Below are 25,738 nucleotides of genomic sequence, written 5' to 3'. Positions count from 1 at the left end.
CGTCGTCTGAATTACTTCCTCACGCAGATCACGCGGACGACGGCAGCTTTCGCATCCGTTGACGTGCCGTTCGCCGCAACGCCGTTCGCCTTCAGGAAATCGCGCACCGTCTCCGCCGAGACCATCACGGCCTGCGATGCCGGCACCGATGTCGCGGGACCCGCGACCATCGCCGGCTTCAACAGCGCGACGCCGGCGAACTTGCCGTCGCCATCGATGGCCGGGCTGCCGGAGAATCCGACCGCGGGCGGAGGCGACAGTGCGGTATCGCTGCTCGTGACCGGCGCCAGCGCACCCTTGAGGCTCGACACGGCTGCCGCGCCACCCTGGCTCTGTGGATCTGCGATACCGATGACATCGACACTCGTCTTCACCGCGCCGCCTGTGAGGCTGAGCGGCTTCAGGCCGCGCGCGCCGTAGATGTGCAGCAGCGCGAGATCGTGCTCCTTGTCCTCGGCGAGACGGTCGGCGCTGCCGTAGCCGGCGATCGTGATCGCGAGGCAGCTGTCGGTGACGAGGCGATCAGTGACGATCGCACCGTCGTCGCTGACGACGATGCCGGTACCGTATTCGACGGTTTTGCGCGGCGCCGGTCCGGCCTGCGGTCCCGCCGGAAAGGCATTGAAGGCGCTCGACATCGCGATCACGACCGGCTCGACCGTGTTCTCGGTCGCCTGGTCGTAGAGGATCGTCATGATCCGGACTTCGTCGCCTTTGAACGTACCGCGCACGTAGAACTTTTTCAGGCCCTGAAGTCCCGACAACACGAAGAAATCAGGCTTCACCACGGTGTAGTCGACTTTGCGAGCCGGCTCCTTCTTCTCCGCGTCCGCGAGCTTGGCCGTGGTCGGGCCCGCCTCCTTGCGGCGATTGAGCAGCACCTGCACCGTGCCGGTCGGGGAGGTCCATTTCGAGCCGTTGGCGTCGGTCGCCTGCTGCGGCACCAGTTTTGAGGGAATGCCGAGCCGCGCGCCGCTGGTCATCTCGGTCACGATCTTCCAGCCGACGCCGTCCTGCTTGCGCCGTGCGGTTTCGGCGAGCGCGGCGCGTTCCTGCGGATTGAGCACGCCGGTCGGCTTGCCGCCCTTATTCTTCTGGTACTCCTTGATGGCGTCGACCATGCGCGCGCTGACGTCGCCGGTGATGGCGCCGTTATATTGGCCGACCCAGGCCAGATCCGACTGGAGCGCCAGCCGCTCCGCCTGCGCCATGCCGTCCGCCGTCTCCGACGGCGTCTGAAGTGCGGGCGGGCGGATCGGAACGGTCTGGACCACCTTCGGCTTGGTGCCGGAGATTTGTGGCGTCGTCATCTGGGCGTTCGCGCCTGTGGCAGATGCAAACATCAGTGTTGCCGCAAGCATCGATCTCATGACAAATCCAGCCAGCCCATTGAACGCAATGCCATTGAAGCACATCTCGTTGGTCGCGAACAATGTTGGGGTGGTTCAGGAGTAAGAGAAGGTGCTGAGCCCGGACGAACTCGAGCGCTATGCCCGCCATATCGTGCTGCGCGATGTCGGTGGTCCCGGCCAGACTGCGCTGAAAAAGGCCTCCGCGCTGGTGATCGGCGCCGGCGGGCTCGGCGCGCCCGCGCTGATGTATCTGGCCGCGGCCGGCATCGGCACGCTCGGCGTGGTCGATGATGATTTGGTCTCGCTGTCCAACCTTCAGCGCCAGGTCATCCACACCACGCCCGATATCGGCCGGCACAAGGTCGAGAGCGCCGCGGAGCGGATATCGGCGCTCAATCCGCATGTCCGCTTCGTCGGCCACGCCACCTGGCTCAACGCTGATAATGCGCTCAGCCTGATCGGCGGCTACGATCTCGTGCTCGACGGCTCCGACAATTTCTCGACGCGCTATCTGGTCTCCGACGCCTGCTTCTTTGCGAAGCGGCCGCTGATCACGGCGGCGCTCGGCACTTTTGACGGCTCGCTCACCACCATCCGTGCGCATGAGACAAACGAGCAGGGCGTGTTCAACCCGACCTATCGCTGCCTGTTCCCCGAAGCGCCGCCGCCCGGCACGGTGCCGGCCTGCGCCGAGGCCGGCGTCATGGGCGCGCTTGCGGGCGTGATGGGCTCGATGATGGCGCTGGAGGCGATCCGCGAGATCGTCGGTTTTGGCGACGGCCTCGTCGGCCGCCTCCTGATGATCGATGCGCGCGCGATGCGTTTTGAGACGCTGCGCTACGCGCGTGATCCCGCCAATCCGCTCAATGGCGATGGGCCTGTGATCACTGACCTCAGCACCCATCGCACTTAGTTATTGCCGTTACCTCGTGGCCGGCTTCTCGCTGTCGAGATGCGCCATCTGCTCGGCCGCGTAGCGCGTGCCGGCGGCGACGTCAGGCGGGAAGGCTTTTGCAAGTGCAGCGAGATGAGCCTGCGTCAGCGTTACCTTGGTCGCGCCGAGCGCTTCGCTGAGACGGTTGCGGGTGCGGGCACCGACCAGCGGCACGATCTCCGTGCCTTGCGCCGCCACCCAGGCGATCGCGACCTGTGCCGGCGTCGCGCCGATCTCGGCAGCGATGGCGCGCAGTTGCTCCACCAGCGCGAGATTGGTCTCGAGATTTGCGCCCTGGAAGCGCGGCGTCATCAGCCGATAGTCGCGGCCAGCCTTGCCGGAATCCTTCGACCAATGGCCGCTGATCAGGCCGCGCGCGAGCACGCCGTAAGCGGTGATGCCGATGCCGAGCTCGCGGCAGGTCGTCAAAATGTCGCGCTCGATGCCGCGTTCGATCAGCGAATATTCGATCTGGAGATCGGCGATCGGATGTACGGCGTGTGCGCGGCGGATGGTGTCGGAGCCGACCTCGGACAGGCCGATATGCCTGACGTAGCCGGCCTTCACGAGATCGGCGAGGCCGCCGATCGTCTCCTCGATGGGAATGTTGGGATCAAGCCGCGCCGGGCGGTAGACGTCGATGTAGTCGGTGCCGAGGCGTTGCAGCGAATAGGCAAGAAAATTCTTGGTCGCGGCGGGCCTGGTGTCCATTCCGATGAAGTCGCCGGCGGGGCCTCGCAGCGCGCCGAACTTGACGCTGATCTGCACTTTTTCGCGCGGCACATCCTTCAGCGCCTCGCGCACTAGCATCTCGTTGTGACCCATGGCGTAGAAATCACCGGTGTCGAGCAGCGTGATGCCGGCATCGAGCGCCGCATGCACCGTGGCGATGCTCTCGTCGCGATCGGCGGGGCCATAGACCTCCGACATGCCCATGCAGCCGAGACCGAGGGCTGAGATGTTGGGGCCGGTTGAACCGAGTTTGCGCTGTTCCATGGGGGCTCTCCTCAAAAGGCGGCGGGCGGTGGCGCCGCGTGACGAGGGGAGATATGCGCCTGATCGATTACCTCGATAAGCTGGACAATCCAGAATAGCTTGTTCACAGTAGCGAACAATGGCCGATCCCGACCTGCGCGATCTCGACGCCTTCGTGGCGGTCGCCCGCACCCGCAATTTCAGGCGCGCGGCGGTCGAAATTCGCGTGTCGGTGTCGAGCCTTAGCCAACGGCTGCGGGACCTGGAGGAGCGCCTCGGCGTCCGCCTGATGAACCGCACCACCCGCAGCGTCGCGCTGACCGAGGCCGGCGAATTGCTGCTGTCGCGCGTGGCGCCGGCCCTGCGCGATGTCGGCGATGCGCTGGATCAGGTCCGCGGTCTGCGCGAAGTCGCCTCGGGCCGCCTGCGCATCAACGCGCCGCCGCCGGCGGTCGATCTCGTGCTGGCGCCGATGGTCGGCCCGTTTCTTAGCGCCCATCCGCAGGTCGATCTCGACATCGTTTCCGAGAGCGGGTTCGTCGACATCGTCAGTGGGGGCTACGATGCCGGCGTGCGCTATGGCGAGCATCTCGCGCAGGACATGGTCGCGATCCCGCTCAGCGGCGCGCAGCGCTATGTCGTCGTCGCCTCGCCCGGTTACGTCGCGCGCCGCGGCAAGCCGAAACATCCGAAGGACCTGCTCGACCACGATTGCATCCGTGCCCGCTATTCGAGCGGCGTCATGCATGATTGGGAATTCGAGAAAGCGGGCCAGCTCGTGAAGGTCGATCCACCGGCCAAGTTGATCTCGACCAATATGGGTCTTGCCATGCGCGCGGCGCTCGACGGCGCCGGCATCTGGGCCACGCTCGATGGCTACGTCCATGATGCCGTGAAATCCGGCGCGCTGGTCAGCCTGATGGAAGATTGGTGCGAGCCCTTTCCGGGCCCGTTCCTGTACTATCCGAGCCGGCGCCAGACGCCGCCTGCGCTGCGCGCCTTCATCGATTTCGTCGCGGACTGGCGCAAGCGCAGCGTATCGCGACCTTAAACCCTCATGGTGAGGAGGCGCGAAGCGCCGTCTCGAACCATGCAGGCCCGGATCTTCCCTGTGGCCATCCTTCGAGACGACCGCTGCGCGGTCTCCTCAGGATGAGGAGATGAGGTTGCGGCGCGCGAAGGCCGAGGCCTCAGAGCATACTCGGCAGCACGCGGTCCGGCGGCTTGTGCGCATCGAGGAAGGTGCGGATGTTGATGATCACCTTCTCGCCCATCTCGACGCGGCCCTCGATCGTGGCCGAGCCCATATGCGGCAGCAGCGTCACCTTGCCGGCCTTGGCCAGCCGCACCAGCTTTGGATTGACCGCGGGCTCGTGCTCGTAGACGTCGAGGCCGGCGCCGCCGATCTCGCCGGCTTCGATCAGCTTGACCAGCGTGTCCTCATCGGTGACCCCGCCGCGCGCGGTGTTGACGATGTAGGCGTCTTTCCGGATCAGCTTCAACCGCCGCGCCGACAGCAAATGATAGGTCGCCGGCGTGTGCGGACAGTTGACCGAGATGATGTCCATCCGCGCCAGCATCTGGTCGAGGCTTTCCCAATAGGTCGCGCCAAGTTCTTCGGCGATGACAGGCGCGACGGGACGGCGGTTGTGATAGTGGATCTGCAAGCCGAAGGCGCGGGCACGGCGCGCCACGGCCTGGCCGATGCGGCCCATGCCGATGATGCCGAGGCGCTTGCCGCCGATGCGGTGGCCGAGCATCCAGGTCGGCGACCAGCCGGCCCAGGGTTTTCCTTCCGTGAGAATAGAGGCGCCTTCGATCATCCGGCGCGGCACAGCGAGGATCAGCGCCATGGTCATGTCGGCGGTGTCTTCGGTCAGAACCTTTGGCGTGTTGGTGACGGTGATGCCGCGGGCATGCGCGGCCTCGACGTCGATATTGTCGACGCCATTACCAAAATTCGCGATCAGCTTCAGCTTGCAGTCGGGCTGGTTGACGATGTCGGCGCCGATGTGATCGGTGACGGTCGGAACCAGCACGTCGGCAGTGCGTGCGGCTTCGGCGATCTGCTCGGCCGACATCGGGGTGTCGTCGAGATTGATCCGCGCGTCGAACAGCTCGCGCATCCGGGTCTCGATCGAGTCCGGCAGCTTGCGCGTCACCACGACGAGGGGCTTTTTCTTCACCGACATGTCCTGCCCTCATGAGGCGTTGCAAGCCGCCTCTGTCACCAAAAGCCGGCCGTTGAGGCCTCATTAACCCGGTTGTTCGACACTGCCCTTTGCCGTGTCGTCCCCGGCGTTTCCTTCAAGCTCTCCCGACATTTCCGGCCGGAAAATCGGGACAAACTGGTTGTTCAGATGTCCGTCCTCTCTAGCAGAAGGCCGGGCCAAGACAAGAACCACGGGTTTGGCTTGGCGGAACACCCGCGTGGGGCGGGCGGGGGTTGCACGGCAGGCATTGGAATTCGGGGTGAGGACCTGGCTTAGGCCTGGATCTTCGACAGGAGACGGGTTGATGGCGTTGGGGCGGTTTTGTTCGGTGATGGCGCTCGTTTGTACCTGGTTGAGCGTCTCGGTCGGCCCCTCGCATTCGGCCAAGGACAGCACACCCCAGACCGCCAGCGGCCTTCCAGTGCCGCGCTATGTCAGCCTCAAATCGGATCACGTGAACGTCCGCGCCGGTCCGACCAAGGACAATGACGTGGCCTGGGTCTACACCCGTTCCGGCTTGCCGGTCGAAATCACCGCCGAGTTCGAGAACTGGCGCCGGGTGCGCGATTCCGAAGGCGCCGAGGGCTGGGTCTATCATTCGCTGCTGTCGGGCCGCCGCACCGCGGTCGTCACCATGAAGCACAAGGACGAGCTCGCCCCGATCTACGACCGCGCCGATCCCGACAGTGCGGTTGCGGCGAAGCTTCAGGTTGGTGTCGTCACGCAGGTCAAGAAGTGCACCGCAAACTGGTGCCGCGTCACCGGCAACGGTTTTGACGGTTGGATCCAGCAGGAACGCCTCTGGGGCGTCTATTCGGACGAACAGGTCAACTGAGGCCTGAAACGACAATGGCCGGGAAATCCCGGCCATGACGATCAAATCAGCGATGTAAGACGATCTCAGCGCTTCTTGCGCAGGCGCACGACCATGTCGATGCGGGCGATCTCGTAACCTTCAGGCACCTCCGGCATCTTGGACAGCGCCAGATGCGGATCCTCGATATCGACCAGCTCGTGGCTGTTCTCGAGGTAGTAGTGGTGGTGCGTGGTGACGTTGGTGTCGAAATAGGTCTTGGTGCCGTCGACACTGACCTGGCGCAGCAGGCCGGCGTCGGTCAGCTGGTTCAGCGTGTTGTAGACGGTCGCCAGCGACACCGGCACCTTGGCGAGCGTCGCTTCCTCATAGAGCATTTCGGCCGTGAGGTGGCGCGCGCCCTTGCCGAACAGCAGCCAGCCGAGAGCCATGCGCTGACGCGTCGGGCGGAGGCCTGCGGACTGCAGCATTTCGTTGACGTCGTGCCACGGGCAGCCGGTCAAAGCCGGCTGGCGGCCGGACAGGAGGGCCGCGGTGTGGACGTCTTCGTCGTGATGAAGCGTTGTATTCTCGCTCATTTCCAGATTTCGGGCACGCGTGGACACTGTATCTATCTGCAATATAAGGACAGATAGATGCAGATGCAAGTTTCTCGCAACTAGAGAGGTTCTAATCGGGCTTGGAACCGTGCAGGCGCCCCGTCATTTTACCTTCATGAGATCGCTTTGCCACCCGAAAAGGCCTGTGTTAGAGAGCGCGCGGTTCCGCTTAGCCGATTTTGGCGCGGCCGGGCATTGAGGCCGGGTTCGCAGGTCCATCCGGACTTTCGGCATTCGCGCTTGCTGACGACGGCAAAAGGCGTTGCTTTCCGAACAGAACGGGACCCATTTTTGCCAGAAACGCCGCTCAATCGGGGTTAGAACAGAGGCTTCCGCATGCTGAACAGGCGAAACGGCTACGAATACGAAGATCTACTGGCTTGTGGCCGCGGCGAGATGTTCGGTCCGGGCAATGCCCAATTGCCGCTACCGCCGATGCTGATGTTCGACCGCATCGCGGAAATTACCGAGAATGGCGGCGAGTACGGCAAGGGCGTGGTGCGCGCCGAGCTCGACGTGAAGCCCGACCTCTGGTTCTTCGGCTGCCACTTCAAGAACGATCCGGTGATGCCCGGCTGCCTCGGCCTCGATGCGCTTTGGCAAATGGTCGGCTTTTTTCTGGGCTGGACCGGGGGCGAAGGTCGTGGCCGCGCGCTTGGCCTGAACGAATTGAAGTTCAGCGGCCAGGTGCTGCCCGAGGCACGCAAGGTTGTGTACAACGTCGATATCAAGCGCGTGATGCGTTCAAAGCTGGTGCTCGGCATCGCCGACGGATGGCTTTCGGTCGATGACCAGATTATCTATCGCGCAAAGGATCTGAAGGTCGGCCTGTTCAAACAGGGCACGAGCCTGAGCTAACGCGCATCACCAAGAAGACAACGATTTAGGCGAGGCTGTCATGAGGCGGGTTGTGGTCACCGGGATGGGCATCGTCTCGTCCATCGGAAACAACACCCAGGAAGTGCTTGCAAGCCTTCACGAGGCGAAGTCGGGCATTTCTCGGGCTGAGAAATATGCCGAGCTCGGCTTCCGGTCGCAGGTGCAGGGTGCGCCGACGATCGATCCTGCGACGGTTGTCGACCGCCGCGCGATGCGCTTCCTCGGCCAGGGTGCCGGGTGGAATCACATCGCGATGGAGCAGGCGATCCAGGACTCCGGTCTCGGCCCTGACGAAATCTCCAACATCCGCACCGGCATCATCATGGGCTCCGGCGGACCGTCGGCGCGCACCATCGTCGAAGCCGCCGACATCACCCGCACCAAGGGACCGAAGCGCGTCGGACCGTTTGCAGTGCCGAAGGCGATGTCGTCCACGGCCTCCGCGACGCTCGCGACCTGGTTCAAGATCAAGGGCGTCAACTATTCGATCTCGTCAGCCTGCGCGACCTCGAACCACTGCGTCGGCAATGCCTATGAGACGATCCAGATCGGCAAGCAGGACATCATCTTCGCCGGCGGCTGCGAGGAACTGGACTGGTCGCTGTCGGTGCTGTTCGACGCCATGGGTGCGATGTCCTCGAAATATAACGACACGCCCGCCACCGCCTCACGTCCCTACGACGTCAACCGCGACGGTTTTGTCATCGCCGGTGGCGCGGGAGTCCTCGTGCTCGAAGAGCTCGAGCATGCCAAGGCGCGTGGCGCGCGTATTTACGGCGAGATCGTCGGCTACGGCGCGACGTCGGACGGTTACGACATGGTCGCGCCGTCAGGCGAAGGCGCCGAGCGCTGCATGCGCATGGCGATGTCGACGGTGAAGACCAAGGTCGACTACATCAATCCGCACGCCACCTCGACGCCGGCCGGCGATCCGCCGGAGATGGACGCGCTCCGAAGGGTGTTTGGGGTCGGCGAGAAGTGCCCGCCGATCTCGGCGACCAAGGCGCTGACCGGACACTCGCTCGGCGCCACCGGCGTGCAGGAGGCGATCTACTCGCTGCTGATGATGAACAACGGCTTCATCTGCGAGAGCGCGCACATCCAGGAGCTCGATCCCGTGTTCGCCGACATGCCGATCGTGCGCAAGCGCATCGACAACGTCAAAATCGGCACCGTGCTGTCGAACTCGTTCGGCTTCGGCGGCACCAACGCCACGCTGGTGTTCAGCCGGCTGGATGTGTGACGCCCCGTGCGCTGTCATGCCCCGCGGAGGCGGGGCATCCAGTACGCCGCGGCTTCTCGATTTGTCACGACCGCCTCTGGAATACTTGATCGCCCGCCCCAGTGCGCAAGTGCGCACAAGGCGGGCGATGACACCTGACTAGAGGAGCTAGCAGACGATGGAAGGTTTGATGAAAGGCAAGCGCGGTTTGATCATGGGCATCGCCAATGATCACTCGATCGCCTGGGGCATGGCCAAGACGCTGCATGCCCATGGTGCCGAGCTTGCCTTCACCTTCCAGGGCGAGGCCCTTGGCAAGCGCGTCAAGCCGCTGGCGGAGCAGCTTGGCGTCGATCTGGTGCTGCCCTGCGATGTCGAGGACATCGGCAGTGTCGATGCCACGTTCGACGTGCTCCGCGAAAAATGGGGCAAGCTCGATTTCGTCATCCACGCGATCGGCTTTGCCGACAAGAACGAGCTGAAGGGCCGTTACGCCGACACCAGCCGCGAGAACTTTTCGCGCACCATGGTGATCTCCTGCTTCTCCTTCACGGAGATCGCAAAACGCGCCGCCGAGCTGATGACCGAGGGCGGCAGCATGATCACACTGACCTTCGGCGCCTCCGAGCGTGCGATGCCGAATTACAATGTGATGGGCGTGGCCAAAGCAGCGCTGGAAGCCTCGGTGCGCTATCTCGCCTCCGATTTCGGGCCGCGCGGCATCCGCGTCAACGCGATCTCGGCAGGCCCGATCCGTACGCTCGCGGGTTCGGGCATCGGCGAGGCGCGCGCGATGTTTGCCTACATGCAAAAGCATTCGCCGCTCCGCCGCGGCGTCACGCTCGACGAGCTTGGTGGCTCCGCGCTGTATCTGTTGTCGGATCTTTCCGGCGGCGTGACCGGCGAAATCCACTATGTCGATTCCGGCTACAACACCGTCTTGATGCCGAGGCCGGACGATCTGAAGACGCCGGAGTAGCCAAGATTCCGTAGGGTGGGCAAAGGCGCGCAAGCGACGTGCCCACCATCTCTCAACAATTGCGATACAGGTGGTGGGCACGCTTCGCTTTGCCCATCCTACGGGATTTGGTCTATCCCGCCGCGATCTTCTCGGCGCGCTGAAACGCCAGCCGCGCCATGCAGCGCACGAGACAGGCATCGCCGTCACTGAGTGCCGGCACCTTTCCCATCGGATTGACCTTCAGATAATCCGGTGCCTTCTTCGCACCCGTCGAGATATCGGTCAGCACGCGCTCATAGGGCAGGCCGCTTTCCTCCATCAGCCAAAGCGTCGAGAACGAGCGCGATCGGGGCGACCAATAGAGCTTGATCATGGGAACCGACCTTTCATCGGCGGGAGGCAAGCAGCGCAATTCACGGCGCGCTTGCCGCGCATTCGCAGCGCGCTACGTCTGGGCAAGAGGGTTGCTGCGCGAACGACATGTTGGTCGACCCGACAGGTTGACGGCGTTGCTCTCAATCAGCGCGCGGGCTGTCCCTGGTGCCGGAGCAAGGGCGGCAATGTCTTGTCGAGACTTGCCGTCAGCATGGCACGCACGCCGTCGCGCAATACCGGATTGTTGACAACATCCGCAGGCTTCTCCGGAAACATGGCCCGATCCAGCTCGCGCGACGGTCCGCCAAATGGATTGCGCAGCAAGCGATCGATGTAAGTGTCGTCGGTCATCAAGGCCTGCGCCTCCTTGATCAACGCGAAAGTCCCGCCGTCATAAACACGGATGTACATCATCGCGGAGAGCTGCACGGGTCCGTTGTATGGATACTGCGAGATTCCAATGCCGTATTCGCGATGCGTTCCGCCGTGCCGGTGCACGACGACGTAACGCTCGCAACGGAGTCTCGGTGCGAGAAACCGAACGAAGTCCGCGATGTCCACTTCCGCGTGGTAGAAGAACGGATTTTGCTCCCGCCGGCCTCCAGATTTCAGTTCCTCCCTTGTGTAGGCGATTCTGCGCACGGAGCTGCCGGGCGCGGCCGCACGAACGCGGGACACGACGAGGTCGTCGAGTGCCCACGCGGCGACGGAAGTGTGCGAGTATTTGTCGAGGAACTTCAGCGGACCGAATTTCTTGATCGTGAACAGATCGCCGGCGATCGGGATGACGCCAATCTGACATGGGCCGCTCTCTGCTGGCATCGTTGGGGACGTCGCGCTCGTGGATTTTGCCGCGCTCCTCTTCGGCACAGCCTGCGCCCCGGCTCCCGTCGTTGAGAGCAGAAGAGCCGTGGCAATCATGGCGAAGGCCAGCATTGCCACGCGCGACGCTTTCTTAGATGGTCCGCCTTTTGTCATCATCGTCGGGCGTCACTGTGCGAAATACGGCGGCAGGATCTTGTCCAACCGCTTCGTCAGAAAGTCGCGGGTGGTATCGCGCAAGGCGGTGTTATTGGCGGCGTCCGCGGCCGTCTCCGGGAATACGGACTTGTCCACCTTCCGCAGAAACTCGTTGTCGACGAAATTGTCGGCCAGATGCTTCATGACCCCCTCGAACGTCACTGCGGGCCCCTTCCTGATTTCGAAAGTCTGGCCGTCGACGACAATCACGCCGACATAGACGAAGACATACGCGTAGGAGATCGGACCGACACCCCGGCTGAAGATGCCGACGCCGCTGAGCGTCTGATTCGTCCCGTCAAGCTGCCCTTCATTGCGCATGACGACGACATAGCGCTCACAGCCGGCATTGCCGGCAATTCCGCGGACCAGGTTCGAAAGCTCATCGCGCCGGTTGCGAAACAGGCCACCCTTCGGATGATAATAGGAATCGAAGGCGCCCTTGGCGTAAGGGATCCGACGCACCGGCGTTGTCCCGGCGGCCGCGCGCACCCGGGCGAAAGTGAGGTCGTCGAGACCCCATGACACCGGCACTTCCGCGTAGTCGTTGCCGAACACGGTCAGGCCGATCTTCTGGACGACGAACAGGTCCTGCGTCGCCGCGATGACGCCGATGCCGCAGGGACCGGCAGTCGCCTGCTCTGCGGGCTTTGCTGGTGCCTTCGGCTTCGCTGCTGCCTTTTTGGCAGGCGGCTTTGGTTGTGTGGCGGATTGGGCAGAGGGTGCAGGAGGGGTCTGTGCGGCTGCCGGAGTCAGAAGGGACAACAGAGCAAGCAGCGAAGCGGCAAATCGAACCATGGATTCCAGGAGATCAGCGAGAGAAAAAAACGCAGGACGCGCCACACTAGGTTGAGAACATGACAACCGCAAGCTGCACCCGCCCATTGCTGCCTATCCGGTGGGCCGCTGCCTCTTCCACCGATAGCACTTCATCGTAAAACCCGTCACCGGGGAGATGTCTTCGGTCTCGAACACAAAGCCTTCGCGCTCGTACCAGCGCCAGGCCTTTTCGTTCTCGCGCACGCAGCGCAGTTCGATCTCATTGGGCATCTGGCTTCGCGTGAAGGCGAGCAAGTGCCGGCCGAGCGACTGGCCCTGATAGGCAGGCGCGACGAACAGCTGGTCGAGATAGAGCTTTGGCAGATGTAGCGCCAGCATCGCGGCGATCGTGCCATTGTCGTCGGCGACGAACAGGGTCCAGCCGTCCTCGATCTCGCGCTGGACGCGCGCGCGCAGGTTCGCCAGCAGGAAGTTGCTGGCCTCGGCAAGCCCGGTCGAGACCCAGCTTTCCATCCAGACACGGCCGATCTCGTCATATTCGTCAGTGCGGGCGGGGCGGATGATGGGATGCGACATCGAGGCTCTACGCCCGTTGGCCGCGGACGGATTGCCGCGCGCGCACCTTGCCGGCCGACAGGCAGACCACTTCGGAGATTTGCAGGAGCTGCCGCGCCAGCGGACTTGTTTTGCGCCAGACCATGCCGATGGTGCGCGAGGGCTCGGGGTCGCGGAAGCGCGACAGCGAGACCGAGGCGGATCGCGTCTCCACGGACACCGCCATCTCCGGAATCAAGGTCACGCCGATGCCGGCGCTGACCATCTGGACCAGCGTCGACAGCGAATTCGCGTCCAGCATCTCGCGCGGTGGCGCCGATTGCATGTTGCAGAACGACAGCGCCTGGTCGCGGAAGCAGTGCCCCTCTTCGAGCAGCAATAGCCGCATCTCCCGCATCATCTCGCGCGACGGCGCCGGCGTGCCCTCATCGGAGCCCGGGCGTACCAGCAAAAATTTCTCGTCGAACAGCGCGACCTCGGTGAGCGAGGGCTCCGACACCGGCAGGGCAACGATGGCGGTATCGAGCCGGCCTTCGATCAGCTCCTGGATCAGCCGCGGCGTCATCGTCTCGCGCACGCGGATGTCCAGTTCCGGATGCATGCGTGTGAGGTTTTTGGTGATGGTGGGCAGCAGATAGGGCGCGATCGTCGGGATCATGCCGATCCGCAGGCGACCTGAGAAGCGGTCCTGCGACGCGCGGGCGAAATCGCCGAGCTCATCGACCGAGCGCAGGATGTCGCGGACACGTGGCGCGAGCTCTTCGCCGAACCGGGTCAGCGCCACCTGCCGGGCGCTGCGCTCCAGCAGCAGGCCGCCGAGCGCCTCCTCCAGTTCCTTGATCTGCATCGACAGGGCTGGCTGCGAAATCGAGCTTGCCTCAGCCGCCCGGCCAAAATGGCCGTGGCGCGCCAGCGCATCAAAATACCGGAGCTGGCGCATTGTCACGTTGGCCATCAGAAAATCCTATCGCAGCGATCATTAAAGTCAACTTCCCCTGATGGAATGAGAAGCTTAGAGTGTTTCCACCTGGTCAAAGGCGCGAGTTCGACGCCACCAGAGGAGGTATTCATGGACGACTCTTCAAAGTGCCCGTTTTCGGGTGGAAAACGCGTGCCGGCGAACCGCGATTGGTGGCCAACCCAGCTCAGCATCGAGATGCTGCACAAGAATTCAGCCCTGTCCGACCCGATGGGCAAGGACTTCGACTACGCCAAGGAATTCAAGACGCTCGACCTCAACGCGGTCGTCAAGGACCTGACCGCGCTGATGACGGAGTCGCAGGAATGGTGGCCCGCCGATTTCGGTCACTATGGTGGCCTGATGATCCGTATGGCCTGGCACAGCGCGGGCACCTATCGCACCACGGACGGCCGCGGTGGTGCCGGCGCCGGACAGCAGCGTTTCGCGCCGCTCAACAGCTGGCCCGACAACGCCAACCTCGACAAGGCACGCCGTCTGCTGTGGCCGATCAAGCAGAAGTATGGTCGCAAGATTTCCTGGGCCGATTTGATGGTGCTCGCCGGCAACGTCGCGCTGGAGTCGATGGGCTTCAAGACCTTCGGTTTCGCCGGTGGCCGCGCCGACGTCTGGGAGCCGGAAGAACTTTATTGGGGTCCCGAAGGCACCTGGCTGGGCGATGAGCGCTACAGCGGCGAGCGCGAACTCGCCGAGCCGCTCGGTGCGGTGCAGATGGGCCTCATCTACGTCAATCCGGAAGGCCCGAACGGCAAGCCGGATCCCGTCGCCGCGGCAAAAGACATCCGCGAGACCTTCGCCCGCATGGCGATGAACGACGAGGAAACCGTAGCCCTGATCGCCGGCGGCCACACCTTCGGCAAGACCCATGGCGCAGGTGATCCCTCGCTGGTCGGAGCGGAGCCGGAAGCCGGCGCGCTGGAAGATCAGGGCCTCGGCTGGAAGAGCAAGCACGCGTCGGGCCATTCAGGCGATACCATCACGAGCGGTCTCGAGGTGACCTGGACGACGACGCCGACGAAATGGAGCAACAACTTCTTCGAGAACCTGTTCAAGTACGAATGGGAACTGACGAAGAGCCCGGGCGGCGCGAACCAGTGGACGGCCAAGGGCGCCGACGCCATCATTCCTGATGCCTTCGACAAGTCGAAGAAGCATCGGCCGACGATGCTGACGACCGACCTCTCGCTGCGCCTCGATCCGGCCTACGAGAAGATCTCGCGGCGCTTCCTGGAGAATCCCGATCAGTTCGCGGACGCCTTTGCCCGCGCCTGGTTCAAGCTGACCCATCGCGACATGGGCCCGATCCAGCGCTATCTCGGCCCGCTGGTGCCGAAGGAGACGCTGATCTGGCAGGATCCGATTCCGGCCGTGAATCACGAGCTGGTCAGCGATCAGGACATCGCTGCGCTGAAGACCAAGATCCTGGCCTCGGGCCTCTCGGTCTCCGAGCTGGTCTCGACCGCCTGGGCGTCGGCTTCGACGTTCCGTCGTTCGGACAAGCGCGGTGGCGCCAACGGCGCGCGCATCCGTCTTGCTCCGCAGAAGGATTGGGAGGTGAACCAGCCGGCTCAGCTCTCGAAGGTGCTCGGCAAGCTCGAAACGATCCAGAAGGAGTTCAGCACCGGCGCGAAGAAGGTTTCGCTCGCCGACCTCATCGTCCTCGGCGGTTCTGCCGCGGTCGAGAAGGCCGCGAAGGATGCCGGCGTCGACGTGAAGGTCGCGTTCACAGCGGGCCGCATGGATGCTTCGCAGGAGCAGACCGACGCTGCTTCCTTTGCACCGCTGGAGCCGCGGGCTGACGGCTTCCGCAACTACGTCAGCAAGAAGCATCAGTTCCTCCAGCAGGAAGAAGCGCTCATCGATCGCGCGCAGCTTCTGAAGCTGAGCGGACCTGAGTTGACGGCGCTGGTCGGCGGCCTTCGTGTGCTCGGCGCCAATGCGAACGGGTCGAAGAACGGTGTCCTCACCGCGAAGGTGGGCACGCTGAGCAACGACTTCTTCGTCAATCTGCTCGACATGAGCGCGCAGTGGACGGCGGCGGCTGATGGCAGCTACGAGGCCCGCGACCGCAAGACCAACGCGGTGAAGTGGACCGGCACGCGTGCCGATCTGATCTTCGGCGCGCACTCGCAGCTCCGCGCCTACGCCGAGGTCTATGCCACGTCGGATGCCAAGCAGCAGTTCGTGCAGGACTTTGCCAAGGCCTGGACCAAGGTGATGAACCTCGACAGGTACGACATCGCGGCCTGAGGTGTTGCACCTCTCCCGCTTGCTTGCGGGCGAGGGAGCGCATATCGCCCGGGACGAACACAAACAAAAAGGGCGGCCTTTCGGCCGCCCTTCGTTTTTTCTGAGGTCGCGAGACTTACTCGCCGGCCGCTTCGCGAGGAGCCTTCTCGCCGTCGCCGCCCTTGCCCTCGAGGTCTTCGCCAGTCTCCTGGTCGACCACTTTCATCGAGAGGCGGGTCTTGCCGCGGTCGTCGAAGCCGAGCAGCTTGACCTTGACCTTGTCGCCTTCCTTGACGACGTCGGAGGTCTTCTGCACGCGCGCCGAAGCGAGCTGGCTGATGTGGACGAGACCGTCCTTGGAGCCGAAGAAGTTCACGAAGGCGCCGAACTCCATCACCTTGACGACGGTGCCCTCATAGATCTGGCCGACTTCCGGATCGGAGGCGATCGACTTGATCCACTTGATCGCGGCCTTCATCGCCTCGCCATCGTTGGAGGCGACCTTCACGGTGCCGTCGTCCTCGATGTTGACCTTGGCGCCGGTCTTCTCGACGATCTCGCGGATCACCTTGCCGCCGGTGCCGATCACTTCACGGATCTTGTCGGTCGGGATCTTGAAGGTCTCGATGCGCGGCGCGTATTCGCCGAGCTCGGCGCGGGCGTTGGTCAGCGCCTTGGACATCTCGCCGAGGATGTGGATACGACCATCCTTGGCCTGACTGAGCGCGACCTTCATGATCTCTTCGGTGATGCCCTCGATCTTGATGTCCATCTGGAGCGAGGTGATGCCCTGCTCCGTGCCGGCGACCTTGAAGTCCATGTCGCCGAGATGATCTTCGTCACCGAGGATGTCCGAGAGAACCGCGAAGCGCTTGTCTTCGAGGATCAGGCCCATCGCGATGCCCGCGGTCGGCCGCTTCAACGGCACGCCGGCATCCATCAGCGCGAGCGAAGCGCCGCAGACCGAAGCCATCGAGGACGAGCCGTTCGATTCGGTGATCTCCGACACCACGCGCGTGGTGTAGGGGAACTCGTGATGCGGCGGCAGCACCGGGTGGATCGCGCGCCAGGCGAGCTTGCCGTGGCCGATCTCGCGACGCTTGGTGCCGCCGAGGCGACCGGTCTCACCGACCGAGTAGGGAGGGAAGTTGTAGTGCAGCAGGAACGTCTCTTTGTACGTTCCGGACAGCGCGTCGATGTACTGCTCGTCCTCGCCGGTGCCGAGCGTGGTCACGACCAGCGCCTGGGTCTCACCGCGGGTGAACAGCGCCGAGCCGTGGGCGCGGGGCAGCACGCCGACTTCGGCGATGATTTTGCGCACGGTCTTGCTGTCGCGGCCGTCGATGCGCTTGCCGGTATCGAGGATGTTCCAGCGAACGATCTTGGCTTCGAGCTCCTTGAACACGCCGCCGATGCGCAGCTTGTCGTATTTCGGCTCCTGCCCTTCGGGGAAGTAATGGGCGATCACCTTTTCCTTGACCTTGCCGACCGCGGCGTAGCGATCCTGCTTGACCGGAATGGCGTAGGCGGCGCGCAGTTCCTGCTCGACCATGCCGAGCATTTCCTTTTCGAGCGCCGAATTGTCGATCGTGGTGACTTCGCGCGGCTCCTTGGCGGCCTTCTCGGCGAGCTCGATGATCGCTTTGATGACCGGCTGGATGTGGCGGTGACCGAACATCACGGCGCCGAGCATAATCTCTTCGTTCAGTTCCTTGGCTTCCGATTCCACCATCAGCACGGCGTCGGCGGTGCCGGCGACGACGAGGTCGAGCTGGGTGTCGACCATCTCGTCGAGCGTCGGGTTGAGGATGAACTCGTCATTGGCGAAGCCGACGCGGGCTGCGCCGATCGGGCCCTTGAAGGGCGCGCCGGACAGGGTCAGCGCAGCCGACGACGCCACCAGCGCGACGATGTCGGGATCGTTTTCCATGTCGTGCGAGAGCACGGTCACGATCACCTGGGTCTCGTTGCGCCAGCCGTCGACGAACAGCGGACGGATCGGACGGTCGATCAGGCGGGAGACCAGCGTCTCCTTCTCGGTCGGACGGCCCTCGCGCTTGAAGTAGCCGCCGGGAATGCGGCCGGCTGCGTAGGTCTTCTCCTGGTAGTCGACCGTCAGCGGCAGGAAGTCGACGCCTTCGCGCGGCGTCTTCGCCGCGACGACGGTGGCGAGCACCACGGTCTCGCCATAGGTGGCGACGACGGCGCCATCGGCCTGGCGCGCGATCTTGCCGGTTTCGAGCTTGAGGGGGCGTCCACCCCAGTCGATCTCGACTGAATGCTTATTGAACATGGAGGTCTTCTTTCATGGGTTCTCGAAAGAAAGGACGGCTCGAAAAACAAAAACCATGCGCAAGATTGCGGGACGTTGATCGAAGCGGGCGATCAGCGTCCTGCGATCCTGCCATGGTTTTTGGATTTCGGATGGCGTCCATCCTCTCGGGTCATACGGGCGCCTTGCCCGTTGTGCCCAGCCGCCGGATTGCTGCTGGACTGTCAGTCGGCATGAATGCGAACGCCGAATCTTCGGTCTTCGCCCATCATGCCCCGGATGCGAATCATCGCTCGAGTATGATCCGGAAAAGTGCGAAGCGGTTTTCCGACAAGATCATGCTCAAGCAATAATCCAAAGTGCGACTCTTATTGCGCTTTGGGCCGCACCCGACGCGCACGCAGCCTCGATCAAAAACCTTTGAACAAACGCTTTCGTTCGAAACCACACGCGAAAACGCGCGCCGTTGGGCGCGCGCAAGAACTCTTAACGACGAATGTTGTGCTTCTCGAGCAGCGCCTTATAGCGCGCCTCGTCCTTCTTCTTCACATAGTCGAGGAGCGAGCGGCGGGTCGACACCAGCTTCAAGAGGCCGCGACGCGAATGGTTGTCCTTCACGTGGGTCTTGAAATGGCTCGTGAGGTTGGCGATGCGTTCCGAAAGGATCGCGACCTGAACCTCGGGCGAGCCGGTGTCGCCGGCTTTGTTGGCATTCGTCTTGATGACTTCCGCTTTGCGTTCTGCGGCAATCGACATCGTCAATTTCTCTCGTTGCGAACGGCGCTGGCAGTCAGGCCGGTCAGGTTGAACACACGCTTGGGGATGATTTCGCCATTGCCGACTTCAGCAAGCGCCAAAAGGCGGCCTGCCACCGTGACATAGACTGTGCCGCTACTAGTGGGCGCATCCCGTCCGCGCAATAAAACGGCTTGGCCCCGATGGAGCCTTGCCGCATCAGCCCGAGTGACGGCCAGTGCCGGGATGTCGTCCAGCGCGGTCTCAACGGGCATAAGCGCGTCGGCGAGGCTCCCCTCGCCGGACGCGGCTCTATCGCATAAAGCCTCCAGCTGATCCAGCGGAATCATGTCGTTCTCGCCAAATGGGCCGACCAGGGTCCGCCGCAGCGCGCAGATATGGCCGTAAGTGCCGAGAATCCGGCCCATATCGCGGGCGATCGCGCGGACATAGGTGCCCTTGCCGCACTCGGCTTCGAACACGGCCCGGTCGTTATCCGGTTGATCCACAAGGGTTAATTGATGAATTTCGACCGGGCGGGGGGCCAGTTCCACGATCTCGCCGTCGCGGGCGAGGTCATAGGCGCGCTCGCCCTGGACCTTGATCGCGGAATAGCGCGGCGGGGTTTGCTGGATCACGCCGGTAAAGCGGGGCAGCAGGGCCTCGATGGCCTCCCGGGTCGGGCGCTGGTCGGACGTCGCGGTCGCCTTGCCCTCGATATCGTCGGTGTCGCGTTCCTCGCCCCAGCACACGGTGAAGCGGTAGCGCTTGCGGCCGTCCATGACGAAGGGAACCGTCTTGGTGGCCTCTCCAAGCGCGATCGGCAGGCCGCCGGAGGCGAGCGGATCAAGCGTGCCGGCGTGCCCGGCGCGCTTGGCGTTGAACAGGCGCTTGAGCACGGCAACGGCTTGCGTCGACGTCATGCCGATCGGCTTGTCGAGCACCACCCAGCCATGGACGTCGCGGCGGTCGCGGCGCTGCTGCTGCTGGCCCTTCTGCTTGTTGGCGCGCGGATCGTTGTTGACGCGGCGCGGCTCCTGGTGCGGCGCAGAATTGTCGCCGGGATCCGCAAAATTATTTTTCTGCACGTCGCGCTGATCGGCGTCTTCGCCGCCGATCGTGCCGTGAGCCGGGTCCATCGTCATTGTTCTTCTTCCCGATCCGAATCCGGATTCTGTTCCAAGTCCTGTTCGAGGTCCTTCTGCACCGCAGGTGTTCGCAAAAGTTTCTCGATCCGTTCCGCTTCGTCGAATCGTTCATCGACGCGGAAGCGAAGGTCAGGTGCAAATTTCAGGTTAACGCGCCGCGCGACTTCGCCACGCAGGAATTTCTTGTTGCGCTCGAGCGCAGCGATGATGATCTCGGTGTCGCGGCCACCGAGCGGCATCACATAGACTGTCGCGAGCTTCAGGTCGGGCGACATCCGCACCTCCGGCACGGTGATGATGTGACCTTCGAGGTCCTCATCATGCACATTGCCTTGCGCCAGAATCTCGGCCATCGCGTGGCGAACCTGCTCGCCGACGCGCAACTGACGTTGCGAGCCTCCGCCTGGTGCGGAACTTTTCTTCTGATGATGGCTGGGCATGGTCGAAAATCACCTTGTCATGCGCGTGTATGGGACACGAGCATTGTCATTTGTCCTGTTGAAACGAATGCGGTGCGATGGCCGGAATAAATCCGGCCATCGCACTCCCGCAATTTCAGCTCAAAAAGATCCGGGCGCTTCGGTAAGATTTGGACTTACAGGGAGCGCTGGATCGTCTCTACGCGGTAACACTCAATCACGTCACCGGCGCGCATGTCGTGGTAGTTCTCGAAGGCCATGCCGCATTCCTGACCGGACTGGACTTCCTTCACTTCGTCCTTGAAGCGCTTCAGCGTCGACAGCTTGCCTTCGTGTACGACGACGTTGTCGCGGATCAGGCGCACGTTGGCGCCGCGTTCCACGGTGCCGTCGGTGACGCGGCAGCCGGCAACCTTGCCGACCTTGGAGATGTTGAAGATCTCCAGGATCGAGGCATTGCCCAGCATGGTTTCGCGCAAGGTCGGCGCGAGCAGGCCGCTCATCGCCTTCTTCACGTCGTCCACGAGGTCGTAGATGATGTTGTAGTAGCGGATCTCGATGCCGTTACGCTTGGCGGCCGCAGCGGCCTCCTTGTTGGCACGAACCGAGAAGCCGATGATCGCGGCGTTGAAACCTTCCGCGAGCGTCACGTCGGATTCCGAGATGCCGCCGACACCTGCATGCAGGATGCGGGCTGCGACTTCGTCGGTACCGAGCTTCTCCAGCGAGCCGAGGATCGCTTCCAGCGAGCCCTGCACGTCGGCCTTGATGATCAGCGGGAATTCCTTGCGGCCCGCCGTCTTCAATTGCGACATCATCTGCTCGAGCGAGCCGCGCATGCCGGAGATCGAGGCAGCCGCGTTCTCGCGCTTCTGGTGCGCGCGGTAGCTGGTGATCTGGCGGGCGCGGGCTTCGTTCTCGACGACGGCGAGACGATCGCCGGCTTCCGGCGGACCGTTGAAGCCGAGCACTTCGACCGGCACCGATGGACCTGCCTCCTGCACGGTCTCGCCCTGATCGGAGATCAGCGCACGGACGCGGCCCATCTCGGCGCCGGCGACGATGATGTCGCCGATCTTGATCGTGCCGCGCTGGACCAGCACGGTCGCGACCGGGCCACGGCCGCGATCGAGCTTGGCCTCGATCACGGTGCCTTCGGCCGGTCGCTCCGAATTGGTTTTCAGGTCGAGGATATCGGCCTGGAGCGCGATCATTTCGAGCAGCTTGTCGAGATTGGTCTTGTTCTTGGCCGAGACTTCGACGTCGACGACATCGCCGCCGAAGGATTCGACCTGCACCTCGTGCTGGAGCAGCTCGGTGCGTACGCGCTCGGCCTTCGCGTCGGGCTTGTCCATCTTGTTGATGGCAACAATGATCGGCACGCGCGCCGCCTTGGCGTGGTTGATGGCTTCGATCGTCTGCGGCATCACGCCGTCATCGGCCGCAACCACCAGCACGACGATGTCGGTGACCTTGGCGCCGCGGGCACGCATCGCGGTGAACGCGGCGTGGCCGGGGGTGTCGATGAAGGTGATCTTCTTGCCGCTCTCGGGTGACGTCACCTGATAGGCGCCGATGTGCTGGGTGATGCCGCCGGCTTCACCTGAGACGACGTTGGCATGACGGAGCGCGTCGAGCAGCGAGGTCTTGCCGTGGTCGACGTGGCCCATCACGGTCACGACCGGGGAACGCGGCTCGTTGTCGGTGGAATCGTCGACGGCGTCGAACAGACCCTCTTCGACGTCGGAGGCGGCCACGCGCTTCACGCTGTGGCCGAGTTCCTCGGCGATGAGCTGTGCGGTGTCGGAGTCGATCACGTCCGTGATCTTGTGCATCGCGCCTTGCTTCATCAGCATGCGGATGACATCGACCGCGCGCTCGGCCATGCGGTTGGCCAGCTCCTGGATCGTGATGGCTTCAGGAATGATCACCTCGCGGATCAGCTTTTCCTTCGGCTCGTTCGCCGCGTGGCCCTTGAGGCGTTGGGTACGGCGGCGGAACGAGGCGATCGAACGCTCGCGGACGTCGCCGGCACTGAACGCGGTGACGACCGTCAGGCGTCCGCGCTCCTTCTGCGGGCCGGGCTTGTGGGTGGGCTTGGGGGCGACAACGGGACGCGCAGCGCCGCCGGGACCGCGACGGATCTGGCGTGGACCTTCGTCCTCGTCCGGTCCGGCTGCGACCGCGGGAGCACGACCCAACGGGCCGCCCCCCGGCCTGGCCGTGGTCGTTCCGGGGCGTGCGGTCGTGGTTCCTGGGCGTGGTGCCGTGGTGGTGGTGCCGGGGCGCGCTGCGGGGGCGCCGGGACGCGGTGCGGGAGTGGCCGGGGCCGCCGTTGCGGGACGCGGAGCGGATGCCGGCTGCTCGCCTTCGCCGAAACGCTTCTTGGCTTCGGTCTCGGCCTTCCGTTTGGCTTCGTCCTCGTGACGATGGCGCTCTTCCTCGGCCTTGCGGCGGGATTCCGCGGCCTCGCGGTCGACGCGTTCGGCGGCTTCGCGAACAGAGCGGCGTTGGGCCTCTTCCTCGGCCACGCGGCGCTCTTCGACTTCGCGCACCTTGGCATCGGCCAGCGCGCTGGCGCGGGCGGAACGTTCGTCCTCGGTCAGCGTGCGCAGCACCACGCCGGAGCCGGCGTTGCGCGGCGGCGCCGGGCGCGCGGGAGCGGGTGCAGGCGCGGCCGGTGCCGGCTTTGCAACAACCGTGGGAGCCTGCGGCTCGGGGCTGCCGTCGATACGGCGCTTGCCGCGCTTCTCGACCACGACCTGCTTGCTGCGGCCATGGCTGAAGCTCTGGCGCACAGTGCCCGTTTCGACGCGCGGCTTGAGCGACAGCGTCTTGCTCGGAGCGCTCAGCTTTTTGTCGTCAGGGGTCTTGGTATCAACCATTAAGCAGTCCTAATCCTGATCTTTGTTAACGTTGTGCGTTGCCGCACCGTCCTATCGGGTGGTCGTTGTCTCTCAGAAATCCTGGCCGGGCTTTTCGGCAGTCTTGTCAGCGTCCGCCATCCGGTATCGGACCAGCATCTGGCTACGTGACAGGAATGACTTGCTCGCCGGGCCCGCGAGCAGGGCAGCATGTATCACATTTGACCGGGTAAGTGCCAAATCCAATTCTATCGATTTCAGTGCGGTGACGACGGGAATCGGCGGTTTGGCACCGCGATTTCCGTCATTTTGACGCGCCAGCATGTCCAATTTGCGGATTCCGTCCGCGGCCCCGTCGCTGGCATGGATCAGGACCTCGACCGTACCTTCCTGCAGGGCGCTCTCGACCTTGCCGAAACCGGCGACGATCTGGCGCGCCTTGGCCGCGATCCCAAGGACCTCGGTCACACTCCGGACCAGGAGCGCCTCGATGTCGGCAGGAAACGTCTGGGGAATGCGCAGCTCGCGCTTGAAGGCCTTACCAAAATGGTGACGCCGCACGGCTTCCGCAACCACCTCGCGTGAGGCGGTGACCCACATGCCGCGCCCGGGCAGCTTGCGCTTGAGATCGGGAACTACCGCGCCTTGCGGCGAAACGACGAAGCGGATCAGCTCGTCGATCGGCCGGACCTCGCGACTGACCGCGCACATCCGCATGGTCGCGGACCTTTCGGTCCGCGGGCCATTGTCGAGATCGTGGTCAGTATCTGCGAGCATCCGGGCGACATTCTCCCTTGCCCTTAAGCCGGCTGATCTTCAGCCGCCTCAGCCTCTTCGGCCGGCTTGGCCAAGTCAGCCTCGGTGATCCAGCCGGCCTTGACGCGGGCCTGCATGATCATGGCTTCGGCATCGTCACGGGAGATTTCGAGACCATCGAGCGCGCCGGCGAACTTGGTCTGCTCGCCGCCTTCCTTGCGCTCGGTCCAGCCCACCAGATCGTCGGTGGCGCAGCCGGCAAGGTCGTCGACCGTCTTGATGTCGTTCTCGCCGAACTTCACCAGCATCTTGGAGGTCACGCCGGGCACGTCCTTGACGGCGTCCTCGACGCCGAGCTCCTTGCGCTTGGTCTCGATCTCGGCCTCCTGCTGCTCGAGATATTCGCGGGCACGGTTCTGGAGTTCTTCCGCGGTTTCCTCGTCAAAACCCTCGATGCCGGCGAGCTCCTTGAGGTCCACCATCGCGAGTTCCTCGACCGAGGTGAAGCCTTCGGACGCCAGCAGCTGGCCGACCACCTCGTCGACGTTGAGCGATTCCATGAAGACGCGGGTGGAGTTCTCGAAGTCGGCCTGGCGGCGCTCCGATTCCTCCTGTTCGGTCAGGATGTCGATGTCCCAGCCGGTGAGCTGCGAGGCCAGACGCACGTTCTGGCCGCGGCGGCCGATCGCCAGCGAGAGCTGGTTGTTGGTGTCGGGCACCACGACCTCGATGCGCTCGCGGTCCTCGTCGATGACGACCTTGGAGACTTCCGCCGGCGCCAGCGCGTTGACCACGAAGGTCGCAATGTCGGGCGACCAGGGAATGATGTCGATCTTCTCGCCCTGCAGTTCGTTCACCACAGCCTGCACGCGCGAGCCGCGCATACCGACGCAGGCGCCGACCGGATCGACCGAAGAATCGCGGGAAATCACGCCGATTTTCGCGCGCGAGCCGGGATCGCGGGCCACCGCCTTGATCTCGACGATGCCGTCATAGATCTCAGGCACTTCCTGCGCGAACAGCTTTGCCATGAACTGCGGATGAGTGCGGGAGAGGAAGATCTGCGGGCCGCGGGTCTCGCGCCGGACGTCGAAGATATAGGCGCGGACGCGGTCGCCGTTGCGGAACACTTCGCGCGGCAGCATCTCGTCGCGGCGGATGATGGCTTCACCGCGGCCGAGATCGACGATCACGCTGCCATATTCGACGCGCTTGACGACGCCGTTGACGATGTCGCCGATGCGGTCCTTGAATTCCATATATTGGCGGTCACGCTCGGCCTCGCGCACCTTCTGCACGATGACCTGCTTGGCCGACTGCGCGGCGATGCGGCCATATTCCAGCGGCGGCAGGGTGTCGGCGATGGTGTCGCCGACCTGGGCGCCGGGATTGGCGCGCTGCGCGTCCACCAGCGAGATCTGGTTGGAATGGTTTTCGACCGTCTCGACGACCAGCATGTGGCGCGACAGCCGCAGCTCGCCCTTCTTGGGGTCGATCTCGGCATGAACGTCAGTCTCGCTGCCGTAACGTGCCCGCGCCGCCTTGGCGATGGCGTCCTCCATCGCCGCGATGACGATGCCGCGGTCGATTGATTTCTCGCGCGCAACGGCGTCGGCGATCTGGAGCAACTCAAGTCGATTGGCGCTGACTGCCATGG

Annotated in this window: 23 protein-coding genes and 1 pseudogene; 8 read left to right on the top strand and 16 right to left on the bottom strand. The window is 63.8% G+C overall.

What is annotated here, in order from left to right:
• Positions 1-11: 11 nt before the first annotated feature.
• A complete protein-coding gene (locus BMW89_RS14500) occupies positions 12-1,370 on the bottom strand; it encodes a serine protease (RefSeq protein WP_177196057.1) in 1,359 nt (452 codons plus the stop codon).
• A gap of 91 nt (positions 1,371-1,461) precedes the next feature.
• Here BMW89_RS14500 and BMW89_RS14495 point away from each other — a divergent pair, with 91 nt between their 5' ends.
• Complete coding sequence (locus BMW89_RS14495; protein ID WP_092027436.1) at positions 1,462-2,265, top strand: HesA/MoeB/ThiF family protein; 804 nt, start codon at positions 1,462-1,464, stop codon at positions 2,263-2,265.
• A gap of 9 nt (positions 2,266-2,274) precedes the next feature.
• On the opposite strand, the gene BMW89_RS14490 is transcribed toward BMW89_RS14495, so the two are convergent.
• Positions 2,275-3,282 carry an aldo/keto reductase gene (locus tag BMW89_RS14490; RefSeq protein ID WP_092027435.1) on the bottom strand — a complete coding sequence of 336 codons (1,008 nt, stop codon included), beginning with the start codon at positions 3,280-3,282 and terminating at the stop codon, positions 2,275-2,277.
• A 118-nt stretch (positions 3,283-3,400) separates the two neighbouring features.
• On the opposite strand from BMW89_RS14490, the gene BMW89_RS14485 reads away from it, so the two are divergent.
• On the top strand, positions 3,401-4,312 hold the full coding sequence (locus tag BMW89_RS14485; protein ID WP_092027433.1) for a LysR family transcriptional regulator: 912 nt from the start codon (positions 3,401-3,403) through the stop codon (positions 4,310-4,312).
• Positions 4,313-4,451: 139 nt separating this feature from the next.
• Here BMW89_RS14485 and BMW89_RS14480 read toward each other — a convergent pair whose 3' ends face one another.
• Complete coding sequence (locus tag BMW89_RS14480) at positions 4,452-5,453, bottom strand: 2-hydroxyacid dehydrogenase (RefSeq protein ID WP_092027431.1); 1,002 nt, start codon at positions 5,451-5,453, stop codon at positions 4,452-4,454.
• Between the two features lie 325 nt (positions 5,454-5,778).
• Between BMW89_RS14480 and BMW89_RS14475 the strand changes: the two genes are divergently transcribed.
• Complete coding sequence (locus BMW89_RS14475; RefSeq protein WP_092027429.1) at positions 5,779-6,309, top strand: SH3 domain-containing protein; 531 nt, start codon at positions 5,779-5,781, stop codon at positions 6,307-6,309.
• A 65-nt stretch (positions 6,310-6,374) separates the two neighbouring features.
• Here the strand turns inward: BMW89_RS14475 and irrA are convergent, their stop codons facing one another.
• Positions 6,375-6,866 (bottom strand): iron response transcriptional regulator IrrA, encoded by a 492-nt coding sequence (irrA, locus tag BMW89_RS14470; protein WP_092027427.1) that lies wholly within the window; start codon positions 6,864-6,866, stop codon positions 6,375-6,377.
• 357 nt (positions 6,867-7,223) lie between these two features.
• Here irrA and fabA point away from each other — a divergent pair, with 357 nt between their 5' ends.
• The 3 genes from fabA to fabI all read left to right on the top strand — a co-directional run bounded on the left by fabA (position 7,224) and on the right by fabI (position 9,967).
• Positions 7,224-7,745, top strand: a complete 522-nt coding sequence (gene fabA / locus BMW89_RS14465; RefSeq protein ID WP_092027425.1) for a bifunctional 3-hydroxydecanoyl-ACP dehydratase/trans-2-decenoyl-ACP isomerase — start codon at positions 7,224-7,226, stop codon at positions 7,743-7,745.
• Between the two features lie 40 nt (positions 7,746-7,785).
• A complete protein-coding gene (gene fabB, locus BMW89_RS14460; RefSeq protein WP_092027423.1) occupies positions 7,786-9,009 on the top strand; it encodes a beta-ketoacyl-ACP synthase I in 1,224 nt (407 codons plus the stop codon).
• A 157-nt stretch (positions 9,010-9,166) separates the two neighbouring features.
• Positions 9,167-9,967, top strand: a complete 801-nt coding sequence (gene fabI / locus BMW89_RS14455) for an enoyl-ACP reductase FabI (RefSeq protein ID WP_092027421.1) — start codon at positions 9,167-9,169, stop codon at positions 9,965-9,967.
• Between the two features lie 142 nt (positions 9,968-10,109).
• On the opposite strand, the pseudogene BMW89_RS14450 reads toward fabI, so the two are convergent.
• From BMW89_RS14450 to BMW89_RS14430, 5 genes and pseudogenes are all read right to left on the bottom strand, one after another.
• Positions 10,110-10,322: pseudogene (locus BMW89_RS14450) on the bottom strand (glutathione S-transferase N-terminal domain-containing protein); the annotation flags it as partial.
• Between the two features lie 146 nt (positions 10,323-10,468).
• Entirely contained in the window at positions 10,469-11,305 is an 837-nt protein-coding gene (locus BMW89_RS14445) for a hypothetical protein (protein WP_143062763.1), read from the bottom strand.
• Between the two features lie 9 nt (positions 11,306-11,314).
• Positions 11,315-12,142 (bottom strand): hypothetical protein, encoded by an 828-nt coding sequence (locus BMW89_RS14440; protein WP_092027417.1) that lies wholly within the window; start codon positions 12,140-12,142, stop codon positions 11,315-11,317.
• Positions 12,143-12,235: 93 nt separating this feature from the next.
• The gene (locus BMW89_RS14435) at positions 12,236-12,700 is read right to left on the bottom strand and encodes a GNAT family N-acetyltransferase (RefSeq protein ID WP_092027415.1); all 465 of its coding nucleotides are present in this window, start codon (positions 12,698-12,700) and stop codon (positions 12,236-12,238) included.
• Between the two features lie 7 nt (positions 12,701-12,707).
• A complete protein-coding gene (locus BMW89_RS14430; protein ID WP_092027413.1) occupies positions 12,708-13,634 on the bottom strand; it encodes a hydrogen peroxide-inducible genes activator in 927 nt (308 codons plus the stop codon).
• A 114-nt stretch (positions 13,635-13,748) separates the two neighbouring features.
• On the opposite strand from BMW89_RS14430, the gene katG reads away from it, so the two are divergent.
• Positions 13,749-15,908 carry a catalase/peroxidase HPI gene (gene katG / locus BMW89_RS14425; RefSeq protein ID WP_177196056.1) on the top strand — a complete coding sequence of 720 codons (2,160 nt, stop codon included), beginning with the start codon at positions 13,749-13,751 and terminating at the stop codon, positions 15,906-15,908.
• A 115-nt stretch (positions 15,909-16,023) separates the two neighbouring features.
• Here the strand turns inward: katG and pnp are convergent, their stop codons facing one another.
• Positions 16,024-18,180 carry a polyribonucleotide nucleotidyltransferase gene (gene pnp / locus BMW89_RS14420; RefSeq protein ID WP_092027409.1) on the bottom strand — a complete coding sequence of 719 codons (2,157 nt, stop codon included), beginning with the start codon at positions 18,178-18,180 and terminating at the stop codon, positions 16,024-16,026.
• 131 nt (positions 18,181-18,311) lie between these two features.
• On the opposite strand from pnp, the gene BMW89_RS14415 reads away from it, so the two are divergent.
• The gene (locus BMW89_RS14415) at positions 18,312-18,512 is read left to right on the top strand and encodes a hypothetical protein (protein WP_092027407.1); all 201 of its coding nucleotides are present in this window, start codon (positions 18,312-18,314) and stop codon (positions 18,510-18,512) included.
• Positions 18,513-18,645: 133 nt separating this feature from the next.
• Here the strand turns inward: BMW89_RS14415 and rpsO are convergent, their stop codons facing one another.
• From rpsO to nusA, 6 genes are all read right to left on the bottom strand, one after another.
• Entirely contained in the window at positions 18,646-18,915 is a 270-nt protein-coding gene (gene rpsO / locus BMW89_RS14410; RefSeq protein WP_092027405.1) for a 30S ribosomal protein S15, read from the bottom strand.
• Positions 18,916-18,917: 2 nt separating this feature from the next.
• Positions 18,918-20,039 (bottom strand): tRNA pseudouridine(55) synthase TruB, encoded by a 1,122-nt coding sequence (gene truB, locus BMW89_RS14405; protein WP_092027403.1) that lies wholly within the window; start codon positions 20,037-20,039, stop codon positions 18,918-18,920.
• Positions 20,036-20,482, bottom strand: a complete 447-nt coding sequence (gene rbfA, locus BMW89_RS14400; protein ID WP_092027401.1) for a 30S ribosome-binding factor RbfA — start codon at positions 20,480-20,482, stop codon at positions 20,036-20,038. The genes truB and rbfA overlap by 4 nt, the downstream gene beginning before the upstream one ends.
• Before the next feature lie 155 nt (positions 20,483-20,637).
• Positions 20,638-23,346, bottom strand: a complete 2,709-nt coding sequence (gene infB / locus BMW89_RS14395) for a translation initiation factor IF-2 (protein ID WP_092027399.1) — start codon at positions 23,344-23,346, stop codon at positions 20,638-20,640.
• A 72-nt stretch (positions 23,347-23,418) separates the two neighbouring features.
• Positions 23,419-24,102 (bottom strand): RNA-binding protein, encoded by a 684-nt coding sequence (locus BMW89_RS14390; RefSeq protein ID WP_092027397.1) that lies wholly within the window; start codon positions 24,100-24,102, stop codon positions 23,419-23,421.
• Between the two features lie 23 nt (positions 24,103-24,125).
• On the bottom strand, positions 24,126-25,736 hold the full coding sequence (nusA, locus tag BMW89_RS14385) for a transcription termination factor NusA (RefSeq protein WP_092027395.1): 1,611 nt from the start codon (positions 25,734-25,736) through the stop codon (positions 24,126-24,128).
• Between the last annotated feature and the right edge of the window lie 2 nt (positions 25,737-25,738).

Source organism: Bradyrhizobium sp. OK095 (genome assembly GCF_900109945.1).
In the GTDB taxonomy this organism is placed as follows: domain Bacteria; phylum Pseudomonadota; class Alphaproteobacteria; order Rhizobiales; family Xanthobacteraceae; genus Bradyrhizobium.
The sequence above is the reverse complement of the archived record's forward strand: the minus strand, read 5'-3'. Positions and strand labels throughout refer to the sequence as shown.

Coding starts and splice junctions, on each gene's coding strand:
- irrA (WP_092027427.1), bottom strand. CDS start 6,866: ATGAGCGAGAATACAACGCTTCATCACGACGAAGACGTCCACACCGCG.
- BMW89_RS14475 (WP_092027429.1), top strand. CDS start 5,779: ATGGCGTTGGGGCGGTTTTGTTCGGTGATGGCGCTCGTTTGTACCTGG.
- BMW89_RS14430 (WP_092027413.1), bottom strand. CDS start 13,634: ATGGCCAACGTGACAATGCGCCAGCTCCGGTATTTTGATGCGCTGGCG.
- BMW89_RS14435 (WP_092027415.1), bottom strand. CDS start 12,700: ATGTCGCATCCCATCATCCGCCCCGCCCGCACTGACGAATATGACGAG.
- BMW89_RS14480 (WP_092027431.1), bottom strand. CDS start 5,453: ATGTCGGTGAAGAAAAAGCCCCTCGTCGTGGTGACGCGCAAGCTGCCG.
- fabI (WP_092027421.1), top strand. CDS start 9,167: ATGGAAGGTTTGATGAAAGGCAAGCGCGGTTTGATCATGGGCATCGCC.
- rbfA (WP_092027401.1), bottom strand. CDS start 20,482: ATGCCCAGCCATCATCAGAAGAAAAGTTCCGCACCAGGCGGAGGCTCG.
- BMW89_RS14390 (WP_092027397.1), bottom strand. CDS start 24,102: ATGCTCGCAGATACTGACCACGATCTCGACAATGGCCCGCGGACCGAA.
- nusA (WP_092027395.1), bottom strand. CDS start 25,736: ATGGCAGTCAGCGCCAATCGACTTGAGTTGCTCCAGATCGCCGACGCC.
- infB (WP_092027399.1), bottom strand. CDS start 23,346: ATGGTTGATACCAAGACCCCTGACGACAAAAAGCTGAGCGCTCCGAGC.
- rpsO (WP_092027405.1), bottom strand. CDS start 18,915: ATGTCGATTGCCGCAGAACGCAAAGCGGAAGTCATCAAGACGAATGCC.
- katG (WP_177196056.1), top strand. CDS start 13,749: ATGGACGACTCTTCAAAGTGCCCGTTTTCGGGTGGAAAACGCGTGCCG.
- truB (WP_092027403.1), bottom strand. CDS start 20,039: ATGACGATGGACCCGGCTCACGGCACGATCGGCGGCGAAGACGCCGAT.
- BMW89_RS14440 (WP_092027417.1), bottom strand. CDS start 12,142: ATGGTTCGATTTGCCGCTTCGCTGCTTGCTCTGTTGTCCCTTCTGACT.
- BMW89_RS14490 (WP_092027435.1), bottom strand. CDS start 3,282: ATGGAACAGCGCAAACTCGGTTCAACCGGCCCCAACATCTCAGCCCTC.
- fabA (WP_092027425.1), top strand. CDS start 7,224: ATGCTGAACAGGCGAAACGGCTACGAATACGAAGATCTACTGGCTTGT.
- fabB (WP_092027423.1), top strand. CDS start 7,786: ATGAGGCGGGTTGTGGTCACCGGGATGGGCATCGTCTCGTCCATCGGA.
- BMW89_RS14500 (WP_177196057.1), bottom strand. CDS start 1,370: ATGAGATCGATGCTTGCGGCAACACTGATGTTTGCATCTGCCACAGGC.
- BMW89_RS14485 (WP_092027433.1), top strand. CDS start 3,401: ATGGCCGATCCCGACCTGCGCGATCTCGACGCCTTCGTGGCGGTCGCC.
- BMW89_RS14445 (WP_143062763.1), bottom strand. CDS start 11,305: ATGATGACAAAAGGCGGACCATCTAAGAAAGCGTCGCGCGTGGCAATG.
- pnp (WP_092027409.1), bottom strand. CDS start 18,180: ATGTTCAATAAGCATTCAGTCGAGATCGACTGGGGTGGACGCCCCCTC.
- BMW89_RS14415 (WP_092027407.1), top strand. CDS start 18,312: ATGGCGTCCATCCTCTCGGGTCATACGGGCGCCTTGCCCGTTGTGCCC.